The sequence below is a fragment of the Actinomyces sp. 565 genome (assembly GCF_010365615.1).
In the GTDB taxonomy this organism is placed as follows: domain Bacteria; phylum Actinomycetota; class Actinomycetes; order Actinomycetales; family Actinomycetaceae; genus Actinomyces.
This window is the reverse complement of record NZ_PIZD01000061.1, coordinates 1-13,156: the sequence shown is the minus strand read 5'-3', so window position 1 is coordinate 13,156 and position 13,156 is coordinate 1. Positions and strand designations below refer to the sequence as shown.

Annotated in this window: 10 protein-coding genes and 2 tRNA genes; 6 read left to right on the top strand and 6 right to left on the bottom strand. The window is 68.5% G+C overall.

What is annotated here, in order from left to right; genetic code table 11:
- The first annotated feature begins 224 nt into the window (after positions 1 to 224).
- Positions 225 to 1,343, top strand: a complete 1,119-nt coding sequence (locus GZ997_RS09850; protein WP_162679760.1) for an alpha/beta hydrolase — start codon at positions 225 to 227, stop codon at positions 1,341 to 1,343.
- Here GZ997_RS09850 and nth read toward each other — a convergent pair.
- Positions 1,249 to 1,911: an endonuclease III gene (gene nth / locus GZ997_RS09845; protein WP_308807142.1), complete on the bottom strand. Its 663-nt coding sequence runs from the start codon at positions 1,909 to 1,911 to the stop codon at positions 1,249 to 1,251. The two genes, GZ997_RS09850 and nth, sit on opposite strands and share 95 nt — an antisense overlap.
- A gap of 176 nt (positions 1,912 to 2,087) precedes the next feature.
- Here nth and GZ997_RS09840 point away from each other — a divergent pair, with 176 nt between their 5' ends.
- Entirely contained in the window at positions 2,088 to 2,765 is a 678-nt protein-coding gene (locus GZ997_RS09840) for a Crp/Fnr family transcriptional regulator (protein WP_092534071.1), read from the top strand.
- A gap of 227 nt (positions 2,766 to 2,992) precedes the next feature.
- On the opposite strand, the gene GZ997_RS09835 is transcribed toward GZ997_RS09840, so the two are convergent.
- Both GZ997_RS09835 and GZ997_RS09830 read right to left on the bottom strand, forming a co-directional pair.
- Positions 2,993 to 3,181 (bottom strand): DUF4177 domain-containing protein, encoded by a 189-nt coding sequence (locus GZ997_RS09835; protein WP_162679758.1) that lies wholly within the window; start codon positions 3,179 to 3,181, stop codon positions 2,993 to 2,995.
- Positions 3,182 to 3,362: 181 nt separating this feature from the next.
- Positions 3,363 to 3,686, bottom strand: coding sequence for a WhiB family transcriptional regulator (locus GZ997_RS09830; protein ID WP_092534064.1), 324 nt, complete (start codon positions 3,684 to 3,686; stop codon positions 3,363 to 3,365).
- Positions 3,687 to 3,964: 278 nt separating this feature from the next.
- Between GZ997_RS09830 and GZ997_RS09825 the strand changes: the two genes are divergently transcribed.
- The 3 genes from GZ997_RS09825 (at position 3,965) to GZ997_RS09815 (ending at position 7,362) form a co-directional block, all read left to right on the top strand.
- Complete coding sequence (locus GZ997_RS09825) at positions 3,965 to 6,205, top strand: transglycosylase domain-containing protein (protein ID WP_162679757.1); 2,241 nt, start codon at positions 3,965 to 3,967, stop codon at positions 6,203 to 6,205.
- A 7-nt stretch (positions 6,206 to 6,212) separates the two neighbouring features.
- The gene (locus tag GZ997_RS09820) at positions 6,213 to 7,166 is read left to right on the top strand and encodes a metallophosphoesterase (protein WP_162679756.1); all 954 of its coding nucleotides are present in this window, start codon (positions 6,213 to 6,215) and stop codon (positions 7,164 to 7,166) included.
- Positions 7,167 to 7,288: 122 nt separating this feature from the next.
- Positions 7,289 to 7,362, top strand: a tRNA-Pro gene (locus GZ997_RS09815).
- Positions 7,363 to 7,787: 425 nt separating this feature from the next.
- On the opposite strand, the gene GZ997_RS09810 is transcribed toward GZ997_RS09815, so the two are convergent.
- The 3 genes from GZ997_RS09810 to GZ997_RS09800 form a co-directional block, all read right to left on the bottom strand.
- Positions 7,788 to 8,807 carry an NUDIX hydrolase gene (locus GZ997_RS09810; RefSeq protein WP_162679755.1) on the bottom strand — a complete coding sequence of 340 codons (1,020 nt, stop codon included), beginning with the start codon at positions 8,805 to 8,807 and terminating at the stop codon, positions 7,788 to 7,790.
- Positions 8,808 to 8,824: 17 nt separating this feature from the next.
- Positions 8,825 to 11,455 (bottom strand): RNA degradosome polyphosphate kinase, encoded by a 2,631-nt coding sequence (locus GZ997_RS09805; protein WP_162679754.1) that lies wholly within the window; start codon positions 11,453 to 11,455, stop codon positions 8,825 to 8,827.
- 216 nt (positions 11,456 to 11,671) lie between these two features.
- A complete protein-coding gene (locus GZ997_RS09800) occupies positions 11,672 to 12,361 on the bottom strand; it encodes a hypothetical protein (protein WP_162679753.1) in 690 nt (229 codons plus the stop codon).
- 310 nt (positions 12,362 to 12,671) lie between these two features.
- On the opposite strand from GZ997_RS09800, the gene GZ997_RS09795 reads away from it, so the two are divergent.
- Positions 12,672 to 12,745, top strand: a tRNA-Lys gene (locus tag GZ997_RS09795).
- Positions 12,746 to 13,156 lie beyond the last annotated feature (411 nt).

Here is a 13,156-nt window from a genome sequence, read left to right as displayed (position 1 = left end):
CAGCCGCCACTCCCGGCTCGCCACAGCCGCCACTCCCGGCTCGCCACAACCACCACTCCCAGCACGCCAACCCACCCAGACGCGCACACCGGCCACCACCCGACCAAAGCCGGCCACCACTCCCAGCACACCACATAACCAAGGCCGGCCGCGGTTGCACACCGACGCAGCCGACAGCTCGACAGGCCGCGCGCATACTCCCGCGTAACCAGTAGGCTGCCGTTGTGCAAGCCACTGTGACTCGCCCCGGGCCCTGGGTGCACCGCCATATCACCGCCGGCGGCACCCGCTTCCACGTTGTTTTAGCGGGCCCGGAGATACCGCTTGAAACCGTTCCCCCAGCGAGCCCACCGGCATCCACCGTCGCTTCCTCCGCACCCGCCGGACCACTGGTTCTGCTACTGCATGGCTTCCCCGAGTGCTGGTGGACCTGGCGTCACGTTATCCCGCCCCTCGCAGACGCCGGTCACCGCGTAGCCGCACTTGACCTAAGGGGATTCGGCGGCTCCGACCGCCCGCCGTCGGGCTACGACCTGGTCACCCTCGCCCAGGACGTAGCCGCCGTGGTGCGGGCGCTGGGGCATGACCACGCCGTCGTCGTGGGCACAGGACTCGGCGGCCAGGTGGGCTGGACCCTGGCGAATCTGGAGCCGGAGCTCACTGTGGGTCTGATTCCGATCGGGGCCCCGCACCCAGCGGCCGTGCGGTCGCTACCCATGCGCTCCGTCATGGGCTCGACCGTGCAGCACCTGTTCCTCAAGGCCCCACTCCTGCCGGAGCGCAGACTGCGGACGACGGTCGGCGTGGAACGCCTGCTGGGCTCTTGGTCGGCCCCCGCCACGCGCCCGTTGGTCACCGAGGCCGCCGAGTATTACGCAGCCCTACTGGCGCGCCCCGGCGCGGCGCGGTCGGCCCTTGAGAGCACGCGCCGATCCACCCTCACGCGCGCCGAGGCAGCGGCACTGAATCGACCGACGACGGTCCCGGTGCTATCGGTACAGGGAGAGTTCGACCCGGTTCAGCCCGCCAGGGCGCACGCACGCGACACCCACCACGTGGCCGGCGCGCTGCAGCAGGTGACGATCCATGGCGTGGGGCACTTCCCGCAGGAAGAGGCACCCGAGGCGCTGGTGGACGTACTGCTGCCCTTCCTCACCCAATTGACGGCGCCGCCCCGGCGAGTGGACCCGACGCCGCAGGCCCCGGACAAGCCACGCCTGGCCCTCCGCAGGCCGCGCCGCCCCTCATTCATACGCCGACCCGGGGGCACAGCCCGACGGCGTTCACGGCGCATGCCTCGCAGCGGGGGGCGCGGGCGCGGCAGACCGTCCTCCCGTGCATGATCAGGCGGTGACAACCATCAGTCCAGCGGGACGGCTCCCACAGGGCGGAGAGGTCGCGCTCAACAGCTACCGGGTCGCTTGCCGTCGTCCACCCCAGGCGGCGTGACAGCCGGCCGACATGCGTATCGACGGTGATCGCAGGTATACCAAACGCATTGCCCAGCACCACATTGGCGGTCTTGCGCCCCACGCCGGGCAGCGCCACCAGCGCCTCCCGGTCGGCCGGCACCTCCCCGTGGTGCTCCGCCACCAGGTCGCCGCCCAGCGCGATCAGGCGGGACGCACGCGTGCGCTGCATTCCCAGCGGACGCAGGCGCATCTCCAAGTCCGCCCGGTCGGCACCGGCCAGCGCGGCAGCGTCCGGGTAGCGGGAGAACAACGCCGGGGTGATGGTGTTGACGCGGGCGTCGGTGGTCTGCGCGGACAGGACCGTGGCCACCAGCAGCTGGAAAGGGCTGTCGTGGTCCAGGGTGCAGCCGGCGTCTGGGTACAGGCGGGTGAGCACGTCGTCGACGGCGGCGGCCCGCTGGGCAAGCGCCGCATGGGCTTGCGCAGGGGCCTGGGAAATATCGGTGCCGGAGGTACCGGCTTCCGGCGTCCCCGGCTGCTGAACAGTTTGACCTGGCACACAGTGAGACTACAATGCACGTCGGCGTGCCACAGGTCACAAGCCGTGGCTAGGATATGAGGCATGAGGCCCCGTTCGTCCCCGGGCCCGCCAGACGACACCACAGGAGGACCTTCGTGGAAGACAGCATCATCTCCAGAATTCCGCTCTTCGAGGGCATGACTCCTCAGGAGCGAGAAGAGCTGCGCAACATGATGACGCAGACCACCCTGCGCCGCGGCGAGATCCTCTTCAACGAGGGCGACCCGGGCGATCGCCTGTACATCCTCCTGTCCGGCAAGATCAAGCTCGGTCATGCATCCGCCGACGGACGCGAGAACCTGCTGGCGGTACTCGGCCCCGGCGAGGTAGTCGGTGAGCTGACGCTCTTCGATCCGGGCCCGCGTTCCACCACGGCCACCGCAGTCGCCCCAACCGATCTGCTGGCGCTGGAGCACACCCAGCTGATGAGCTTCATCGAGACGCACCCCACGCTGGCCAAGGACATGCTGCGCGCGCTGGCACAGCGGCTGCGTCGCACCAACACGGCACTGGCAGACCTGGTCTTCTCCGACGTGCCCGGCCGCGTCGCCAAGGCCCTCCTGGATCTCGCGGACCGCTTCGGCTCATCCACGGAGGACGGCGTACACGTTCCGCACGACCTCACTCAGGAGGAGCTCGCCCAACTGGTCGGCGCCTCCCGCGAGACAGTCAACAAGTCGCTGGCCGAGTTCGTCTCGCGCGGTTGGATCCGCCTGGAGGGCCGCGCCGTCACGCTGCTCGACGTCGACCGCCTGCGCCGCCGCGCCCGCTGACACCCTCTCCCACCTGCGGGCGACCTACGCGAGTAGAACGCCGAAACCAGCACTGGTGAAGTGCTGGTTTCGGCGTTCAGGCTGCGCGGATTGCGGCAAGAACCACCAACGATGGGCTGCCGGAGGCGGTTACGGACACAGCGCTCGGATACGAGCCGTGATCCCAGCGGGCCAAGCCTCCCGTACAACCGGGCGGCGCCGTCGCAATGGCGCCCCGCACGGGGCGCTCAGGCCAGCGGCCGCTTGAGGTATGCGACCAGGTTCTCCGAACCGGATGGGCCGGGAACTACCTGCACGAGCTCCCAGCCGTCGGCACCCCACTGGTCAAGAATCTGCTTGGTGGAGTGGACGAGCAGGGGGATAGTTGCGTACTCCCACCGGGTGACGCCCGGGGCACTGCTATTCGCTTCGGTCATGCCCCGAGCCTAGCGGACGTACCCCCGGCGGGCGCCGGCGACGGCGGGTTCACGCAGCAGAGCCTGCGCACACACAATCTGCAGGTCCCGGGCCACCGACCCCGTAAAAGCCCGTATAAGCCCGTATCGACCCCGTAAAAGCCCGTATCAGCCCGTATAAGGCTGCACCGGAGCCGCCGGCTCAGCGCACGCGCGCCAGGATGCGGGGCGCCCGCCGCGCGTGGATCTCCGCAACGAGCTCGTCATCCTCGCGGCGCAGCCATTCACTCCAGTCGGTGACCTCGGGGAACCGCCGCAGTAGCGCGCGGCGCTCACGCTCGGTCAGCCCGCCCCACACGCCGAAGCTGAGCTCGGAGTCCAGCGCCTCCGCCAGGCACTCCATGCGCACCGGGCAGGTGAAGCACAGCGAACGGGCGTCGCGCTGCTCGGCCCCTTTTCCGAAGAGCCGGTCAGGTGGAACACTTGCACATGCCGCGCGTGCCGCCCAGGTCTGGTCGCTCGTCATTTTTCACTCCCTGCCTCCACAGCCGACTACAATGTCAGCCGCATCACACCTAGACGGTATGCCAACCGATGGTCATTTGCCAAATCGGTCTCCCTCCCCGGGCACCACCGGCGCTGCGCCCCCCGCCCCGAGCGTCATCCGACGCCCATCACCCCGAAGCGGCTCAGCCCTGCGGCAGGCCGAAGCCGCGGTGCTCGCCTTCGCTTCTAAGACGTTTTCCAGCCAGATAGCGTCGTGGCCCACTGCAATGAGAGGCCATTTGGCCGTAGTGTGGGCACATGTCGAAGTCATCCTCCCGCGGCAGGTCGCTGTCCTCCCCCGCCCAGGTCGTGGCGATGCTGCTGGTGTTCCTGCTCCTGTCTGGCGCGGGCGGTGTGCTCGCCGCGGGCTTCGCCATGCCGGCGGTCGGGGTTGCCTCCGCGATCACCAAGGCCTCGGCCCAGATGTTCGATGAGCTCCCCGATGACTTCAACATCCTCGAGCCCAGCCAGGTCTCGGTGATCAAGGCCTCCGACGGCAGCCAGATCACGCAGTTCTACGCTGAGAACCGCATCGTCGTCTCCCTGGATGACATCTCCCCGAATATGAGCAACGCCATCGTGGCCGTGGAGGACCAGCGCTTCTACCAGCACAAGGGCGTCGACCCTGCGGGCATCGTCCGCGCCGTCGTCTCCAATGCCAGCGGCGGCTCCCAGGGCGCCTCTACCCTCACCCAGCAGTACGTCCGCAACATCCTCATTGAGGCGGGCCTGCAGAGTGACGACGACGCCGCGATCGCAGCCGCCAAGGCACCGACCGTGGCCCGCAAGCTCCGCGAGATCAAGTACGCCCTCACCGTCGAGCAGAAGTACTCCAAGCAGCAGATCCTCGAGGGCTACCTAAACATCGCCTCATTCGGCCCCTCCACCTACGGCGTGGAGGCTTCCGCACGGCACTACTTCTCCCACTCGGCCAAGGACTTGTCGATCCCCGAGGCCGCGCTGCTGGCAGGCCTGACCAACGCCCCCGGCATGTACGACCCCGTCCAGTACCCGGACAAGGCGAAGAGCCGGATGGACTGGGTGCTGGAGAAGATGTACGAGGAGGAATTCATCACAGCCGAGGAGTACCAGGCCGGGCTGGACACCCAGGTCGCGGACCTGCTGAAGGTTACCGACTCGGTGGGCGGCTGCGGGGCCGCCGGCTCGGCCGCCTACTTCTGCGAGTACGTGGTGGGCGAGATCGAGAACTCCGACATCTTCGGCGCCACCGAGACCGAGCGGCGCCAGCTGCTGCTGCGCGGCGGGCTGGAGATCACCACCACGCTGGACACCGCCAAGCAGGAGGCCGCGGACGCCGCGGTGCAGGCCTACGTGCCCACCGGTGACCCGTCGGACGTCAAGACGGCACTGGTATCGATCGAGCCCGGCACCGGCCGGATCCTGGCCATGTCCCAGAACACCAACTACGGCGACGCCACCGGCTCCGACCCCACCGCCACCCAGATCTCCTACTCGGCGGACTACCTGCATGGCGGCATGGAGTCCAACGGCTTCCAGCCGGGATCTGCCTTCAAGACCTTCGCCCTGGCCCAGTGGTACCAGGAGGGGCGCTCCGGGTACGCAGTCACCAACACCACGCCGCGTACCTTCGGCTCCTACGAGTGGAACATCTCCTGCGACCCTGACCTACACCCCGAGCCCTGGACGCCGAAGAACGCCAACCCGGGCGAGAACGGCCGCCACTCAGTGGTGGACAACACGGCCCTGTCCATCAACGTCGGCTACGCGGAAATGCTGGTGCAGATGGATGTGTGCTCCGTAACCCAGCTGGCGGCCGATATGGGCGTGACCAAGGCCAACGGGGACCCGGTGGACCCCTACCCGTCGGTGGTGCTCGGTGGCACTGAGGCCACCCCGCTGGCCATGGCCAACGCCTACGCGACCTTCGCCGCCCACGGCGTGTACTGCACGCCCATCGCCATCGACTCCATCACCGACGCCGACGGCAACGAGATGAGCACGCCGTCGGCCGGCTGCAAGCAGGTCATATCCGCCACCGCTGCGGACCAGGTGACGATCACCCTTCAGTCAGTGCTGGCCAGCAAGGGCACCGGCACGGCCGCAGCGCTGAGCGGGCGCCCCACGGCCGGGAAGACCGGCACCACCGACGAAATGGACAACGCCTGGTTCATCGGCTACACCCCGCAGCTGGCAACCGCTATCTGGGCCGGGCACTCCGACCGCTACTACGCGATGAACCACCAGTACATCGGCGGGCGCTACTACGCCACCATGTACGGCGCCGACCTGCCCGCGCCCATGTTCAAGATGTACATGGAGGCGGCCCTGGCCAGCGAGCCGGTTGAGGGCTTCAACCAGGTGAGCCTCGGCTCCGGCGCACCGAGCGCATCCAGCGGCAGCTCCGATGATTCCGCGCAGACACGGCAGACCTCGGGCAGCGGCCAGCAGAGTCAGCACCAGAACGGCGGAGACGACTCGCGGGACAACTCGGACGACGAGTCCGACGACGAGGACTGACTGACATATGCGCGCTGCCCGCACCGCCCTGCTAGGCGGTCTGACTGCAGGCGTCGGCCTGCTCGGATATGCCCTGATCGAGGCGCGCATGCCGGTGCTGCGCCGCGTGGACGTGCCCGTACTGGCAGCAGGCGAGCAGCCGCTCAGGATCCTGCACCTGGCAGACCTGCACCTGACCGACCGCACTGAGGCGCGCGTCGACTGGGTGCGGAGCCTGGCGGACACCCACCCCGACGTCGTCGTCAACACCGGCGACAACCTCTCCTTCGCCAGCGGGCTGGAGCCACTGGGGCGCGCCTTGGAGCCCTTCCTGCACCTGCCCGGGGCCTTCGTCATGGGCGATCACGACTACCGCACCACGGTGTTCAAGCTGCCCACCCGCTACCTGCGCCGGGACCCGCGCGCTGGGGATGATCCTGCACAGGAGGCCGCCATTGAGGGGCTCCCCTGGCAGGAAGTGCGCGACCTGCAGGCGGCGGGCGGCTGGGCCGACCTGACTAATGCGCGCGGCACGATCACTGTAGGCGCGCGTCGTATTGAAGCGGTGGGGGTCGACGATCCGCACGTGAACCGGGACGCCTTCCCCGCCCCTGCACCGGCACCCGACGCCGCCGCTGTACGCGACTTCGCCGGTCGGCCACTGCGGCTGGGGCTGGCGCATGCGCCTTACCGGCGCGTGCTGGACGCGATGACGGCCGACGGGGTCGGGCTTACCTTCGCCGGTCACACGCACGGCGGCCAGTTGTGCCTGCCCTGGTACGGGGCCCTGGTGACGAACTGCGACCTCGACCGGGGCCGTGCGTCGGGCCTGTCCCCCTGGCCGGGAGCGCGCCCCGGAGCCAGCGGCGGTGACCGCATGTTCCTGCATGTTTCCGCCGGACTGGGCACGAGCCCGTACACCCCGGTACGTGTGGCTTGCCGCCCGGAGGCGACCCTGCTCACGCTGCGCCCGGCGGCCTGAACCCGCTGCGAGGAGAGCCGCGAGACGTGCACTTCCACGCCCGTTAAGTACAACAGGTGACCGACCCCTCAGGCACACGATTTCCCACACCGGCGGAACGACGGATATAGTTTTCCCGCACACGGGGTGTGGCGCAGTTTGGTAGCGCGCTTCGTTCGGGACGAAGAGGTCGTGGGTTCAAATCCCGCCACCCCGACGATAAGAAGGTCTCATGAGCTTGCTCATGAGACCTTCGCAGAGGAGGGAGTAAGAGGCCGCCGGGCCGAATACCCCGACGACGAGGACGCCCGCGAGCTCGCTCGTGAGGCGTCTGAGGCTGCATCGGCTCCGCAGCCCTTCAACAAGCACCTAACCGGCGTGGTAGAGCACTAACCGGCGTAGCACCCGACCCGAGCCGCCACACCCTCAAGCACGAAGAGTGCCTGGAATCCGCGGCGGGCGTACGTGCGGCGCTCAGCCAGGCGCATGTATTACCCTTATCGAGGCGTCGGGCCGCGACGGGCCCCGGGCTCCAACACAAGCCGCCACGAGCGGCCATCGCGCCGACTGGCGCTCTCCGGCCCGACGTCCTTCAAGGTCATCGGCGCCTGTTTCTCCACCGGCACCGATGCGACAGGGGCGTCAGCGGCCCTCAGACAACATCGGACGCTGCTTCTCAATCGCGACGGCGCGAATCTTGCCACGCGGCCTACGCGCCATGTGCACCACCATAATCTCCCCGGTCTTGAGCCACGGATCCTGATCCGGGACCGACCTTAGGAGCTTGCCGGGGGCATAGTCGGAAATGGCCTCCATGACCGTGGGCAGCACCGGGCGGTGGGTACACACAGCGACCGGAACATCGCGACGCCGCAGTACCTTGGAGACCACCTTGCGCGCCGCCTTCGGCTTGAGGGCATGCGCAGCCTCCGTCAGCGCAGGCTCGGCAGCCAGGTCAGCACCCGCCGCCTGCGCGTACGGCGCGACCGTGTCATAGCAGCGCCGCCATGGGCTGGTGATCACCTGGGCGACACCGTACGCGGCAAGCACCGGCACAAGCGCACGTGCACGCACCTCACCCTGATCCTTAGTCAGCGGACGAGTGGCCTCATCGGCCTCGGCGTCCCGCTCCTTGGGGCGATTCCACACCGAACGCTTGACGGCACGAGCATGCCGCACCAGCACAAAGGTCCACGTATCCAGCTTGCCGTCCTCCCACAGGTCCACCAGGGAGCCCAGTAGATCTCGGTCGGCCGAATGGGTGAGCAGTGCGCGGGCCTTCTTCGAGCGGACCCACTCGACGCCGTCGATCTCCGCCGCGTCGGCTGGTGTCACCGGCGTACGCGCGCGCAGCGCTGGGGAGTCATCCGCAAGCTCGCGGGCAGCCCAGTACCGGACCTCCTTGCGGGAGCCGTCGGGCAGCCGGTAGCGGACCGTGTCCAGCGGCTGCCCCAGGGCAGCCTGAAGACCAGTCTCTTCCGCGACCTCACGCACCGCGCAGGTGCGCACCGACTCCCCCGGCTCCACCTTGCCCTTGGGAAAGGACCAGTCGTTGTAGCTGGGGCGGTGCACCAGCAGTACCTCCAGATGCCCGTTCTCCTCGCGCCAGACGAGCGCACCCGCAGCACGGACAGTCATCTTCCCGTTGGACTTGTCTGCCATCTCAGCCGTCCCGCCCGTCAGTGGGCGCCCCGCAGCCGCGAGCGCGCCCAGGTCATCAGCGTCGTCTGGATGTCCTCGAGCCGGTTGCCCTCGGCGTCATGGGTATGGCGAGTCCAGGTGCCGTCCGGCTCCAGCCACCAGGAGGAGACGTCGTCGCTGGCCGCGTGGGTGACCAACCATTCCAGCTGACCGATCATGACGGGATCGGTGATCCGCACGAGCGCCTCCACCCGCCGGTCGAGGTTACGGTGCATCAGGTCCGCCGAGCCGATGAACAGGTCAGTGTCACCGTCATTGCAGAAGGCGTAGATGCGGGAGTGCTCCAGGTAGCGGCCCAGGATCGAGCGAACCCGGATGTTGTCACTCAGCCCGGGCACGCCGGCCCGCAGGCCGCAGATGCCGCGCACCACGATGTCGACGGCGACTCCGGCACGGCTGGCCCGGTACAGGGCGTCAATGCAGGCCTCATCAATGATTGAGTTGACCTTGATGCGGATCCAGGCGGGCTTGCCGGCCCGCTTGTTGGCGATCTCCCGGTCAATGCGCTCAATAAGCCCGTCGCGCACGGTACGGGGAGCCACCAGCAGGCGGCGGAAGCGGGCGCGGGGGGCGTAGCCGGACAGCTGGTTGAACAGCGTGGTCAGGTCCTGGGCAACATCCCGGTCGCAGGTAAGCAGGCCCAGGTCCTCGTACCCGCGAGCGGTCTTGGGGTGGTAGTTCCCGGTACCGACGTGGCAGTAGCGGCGCAGCCCGTCGGACTCCTGGCGCACCACCAGCAGCAGCTTGCAGTGGGTCTTGAGCCCCACCATGCCATAGACGACGTGCACCCCGGCGCGCTCAAGCTTGCGGGCCCAGGAGATGTTGTTCTCCTCGTCAAAACGGGCCTTGATCTCCACGATCGCCACCACCTGCTTGCCAGCCTCGGCGGCCTCAATCAGGGCGTCGACGATCGGAGAGTCCCCACTGGTGCGGTACAGGGTCTGCTTGATCGCCAGAACCTTGGGGTCGGCTGCCGCCTGGGAGATGAACTCCTGCACTGAGGTGGAGAAGGAGTCGTAAGGGTGGTGCAGCAGCACGTCGTGCTCGCGCATGGCGGCGAAGATATCCCCGGGAGTGCTGGACTCCTGGGGGGCCAGGCCGGCCGCTGTGACCGGCACGAAGCGCGGATACTTCAGCTCTGGGATATCCAGGTCGTGCAGCTGGTTGAGGCTGGTCAGGTCCAGCGGCGCCGGCAGCTCGAAGACGTCGTCATCATGCAGGTTCAGGGCACGCACCAGGTAGCGGCGCACGAAGGGACTGATGGTGTCCTCCACCTCCAGGCGCACGCTCGCACCGAAGCGGCGGCGCTCGAGCTCCTTCTCCATGGCCTTCAGGAGGTTCTCGGCGTCGTCCTCCTCCACCTCGAGGTTCTCGTTGCGGGTCACCCGGAACAGGTGGTGCTCAAGGATGTCCATCCCCGGGAAGAGGTGATCCAGGTGCTGGGCGATGACAATCTCGATGGGTATGAAGGCCGTGCCCGCCTGCTTGTTCTTGGGGTCGAGCTCCCGCCCGGGCACGGTGATCAGGCGGGGCAGCGACTGCGGCACCTTGACGCGGGCGAAGTGCTCCTTGCCGGAGCGCGGGTTGCGCAGCAGCACCGCCAGGTTCAGCGACAGGCCGGAGATGTAGGGGAAGGGGTGGGAGGGATCCACCGCCAGTGGCGTAAGCACCGGGAAGATCTGGTGGCGGAAGTAGCGGGTTATCTTCTCCGCCTGCTCCGGGCTCAGCTGGTCCCAGTCGAGGATCTCAATGTTGTGCTCCGCGAGCTTGGGGCGGATGTCCTCCTGGAAAAGGGCCGCCTGCCGGGCCGTGAGCTCCTTAGCACGCTCGGTGATGGCCGCAACCACTTGGTGGGCATCCAGGCCGGAGGCACGCACCGGCGTGATGCCGGCCTTGATGCGGCGCATCAGCCCGGCCACCCGCACCATGTAGAACTCGTCAAGGTTGGAGGAGAAGATCGCCGCGAACCAGGCGCGCTCCAGCAGTTGCAGCTCCTGGTCCTCGGCCTGTTCCAGTACCCGCTGGTTGAAGTCCAGCCACGTCAGTTCCCGGTCGGCGAAGCGATCGGTGAACGAATCCAGGGGTGGCAGCTCTGACTCCGGGTCGGCCTCTGTGCCCGCCGCTGAGTCGGCCGACGCAACGCCGGGAGAGCCGGAATCGCCGTCCGCGGCGAGTGGGGCGACGGCGGTCGGCTCCGGGCCGGGCTCGCCCTCGGCGTCGTCGGAGTCCAGGAAACCCGTCTGGTCGTTGGCGCCGGGGGGTGAGACCTGCGCGACGCCACCCGACGCGGAGCGCGCATCCCCGACGTCGGAAACCTGCTCGTCGAAGTCCTCGTCCTCGTACTGGGGCCCGGCATCGTCGGCGAAGTCGCGCGGATCGGCGGACTCGATGACGTGGTCCTCAATGATCTCCTGGTCGCTGAGCCCGGCGCCGGAGCCGTCGGCGGATGCGGCCGAGGGACTCGTCGGGGCGCTGCCCTCTCCTGAAAGCATCGACGCAGGCCCCGGTGCGGCGGCGTGCCGCGCCTGCGCGCGGGCCCATCCGCCGAGGAAGGAGGCCAGAGGCGCTGAGGTCGTGGAGGGGGTCGCATCGGGGTCTGGCGTCGTCATAGGTGAATCGTCCCACGTCCCGCCTCGGATCGGGCAGTGAACCGCGCCAATGAACCATGGGACACCGACCCCTGGCGCTGGGGCGCTGGCCCGCGCCCACCGCGCGCGGGCCCCGGGGAGGACCCGATCCTGTCGCGCACCGTGGCTGGCCCGCGCCCACCGCGCGCGGGCCCCGGAGCCCGGCTGCGGCTCATCCGACCGGCGCCACGCGCCAAGTCAGTCCAGGAGGCCGACGCCGGCGCGCCGCGCCGCCTCCGTCAGTTCTTCAGCGGTGGCGAGCAGGGCCGAGTCCCGGCGAGTAACCGGGTGGGCGAGCTCGTCGGCGTCGTCGTCGATCCAGGTGGAATCGCTGCCTGCGGCAAGCGCCCGCAAGAAGTCGGCGGTTCCGGACAGCACGGGGACCAGCCCGGGTACGGAGTCTTCGGCGCGACCTGCGAGTACGGCGTCGATCGCGGCTCGCACCTGCTCCGCGGAGGGAACGCGCCGGGCGTCTTCCAGGGCCGCGTCGAGCCGGAGCCGTGCGGCGGCCGCCTCGGGCTCGTTTGCGATGGCAGCCAGGTCCACGACGGTGACGTAACGCCGTTCGACCAGCTCCGGGTCGCGCCGAATCCACTCCCGCACGAGGAACAGACGCCAGAGCGTGCCCGGCAGGGTGGTGGCGGGCGAGTCCGCCCAGAGCTCGGCGACCGCGTCCACTCCGTGGGAGGCGACGGCCGTGACAACGCCGCTGCGAGTGATCCGCTCCACGGAGGCGTCTGTTTCCGGGGCGTCTTCCGGGAAGCCGCCGATCAGGGCCTGCGCGGCACGGTGAGCAAGCTCAGAGGCGACGGCGGTGTCCGTGCCGCCCTCGATGTTCTCGGCGGCCTCGGGGTCGAGCCGGGCGGGGCGATGGAACTGGCGGGCCATAGGACCTCCTAGCGAATCCGGATGAGTTCCGGGCGGTTCCCGGGTGGCGGCAGGACGCGCAGACTGTATGCGTTAGTGGTGCCGGACTTGGCAGCGCAGTCGGCGGGCGCCGCAGCGCCTGTCCCATTGTTGCGCAAGGAGCAGCGGTGTGCAGTGTGAGCCTGGAACTCCTAGGTGGCGCCCGCCAGGCGCAGCGGGCGCACCGGGAGGCAGCAGCGGGCGACCCAGACGGGCCCGGGTGCGCTTAGGCCGTCATCCGCTATGCTGGCGACGCCGACGGCGTATGGGCTCTGCTCCCGGCCGAAGGCGCGCCCCTCTAGCTCAGTTGGTCAGAGCTGCGGACTTTTAATCCGAAGGTCGTGGGTTCGAGCCCCACGGGGGGCACCTCACGACGGGCCGGCACATACTGGGTCGGCACATACCGTGCCGACTGCCGACAATCCTCACTCAGCTAAGGCGCGCTCGGGTATGCACATGCTCGGGCGACCGATATGAGAGCCGCAGGCGCGGGTGACGGTGAGGATGTCGACCCTGAGGTCGAGGGACTAAGCGGCGGTGGGCACTCTGGCCTAGCCGACGATTCGTACGTTCTGGTCGCGGTTCGCGTGCCTGTGGTTGACGGTTCGTACGTTCTCGCGACGGTTCGTACGTTCTGGTCGACGATTCGTACCTGGTGGTGACGGTTCGTACGGTAGGGGTACGTAGCGTCACCGAAAAGTACTGTGATGTCTCATGACTTCTGGGACTGTTGGATCTCATGACATCTGGGAGTGTCAGAAGTCGTGAGATTCTGGG